At 49.5% G+C, this 564-nt stretch carries 1 rRNA gene; it reads left to right on the top strand.

What is annotated here, in order from left to right:
- Positions 1-219 precede the first annotated feature (219 nt).
- Positions 220-564, top strand: a 23S ribosomal RNA gene (locus tag NM10_RS12910); the annotation flags it as partial.

Below are 564 nucleotides of genomic sequence, written 5' to 3'. Positions count from 1 at the left end.
TCAGGTGCGGCTGGATCACCTCCTTTCTAGGGAAAACCTAAGAAGTCGGCACGGAGGCAATTCATTCATTGTTCAGTTTTGAGAGGTCATCCTCTCAATCGTACCTTGACAACTGCATAAAAATGTTAGAAAATACCTCTTTTTAAAAAGAGATCTTAACGAACCTTGAATTCTTGTTCATCACACCATCCGCGTGGATGGCGTGATACATGAAAAAATAGTCAAGTAAGTAAGGGCGTACGGCGGATGCCTTGGCCATATCAGCCGAAGAAGGACGCGATAAGCTGCGATAAGCTGCGGTGAGGTGCAAGTAACCTTTGACCCGCAGATCTCCGAATGGGGAAACCCGGCAGCAGCAGTGCTGTCATCCTCTATGAGGAAGGGCACCCGGTGAACTGAAACATCTAAGTAGCCGGAGGAAAAGGAATCAACAGAGATACCCCTAGTAGCGGCGAGCGAACGGGGCAGAGCCCAAACCGGAATGGGAAACCAATCCGGGGTTGTGGACTGCTAACTCGAATGCATGAGTGAAGCAGAATGAGCTGGGAAGCTCAGACCAGAGAG

This window comes from Megasphaera sp. NM10 (assembly GCF_000417505.1).
GTDB lineage: Bacteria > Bacillota > Negativicutes > Veillonellales > Megasphaeraceae > Megasphaera > Megasphaera intestinihominis.
The sequence above is the reverse complement of the archived record's forward strand: the minus strand, read 5'-3'. Positions and strand labels throughout refer to the sequence as shown.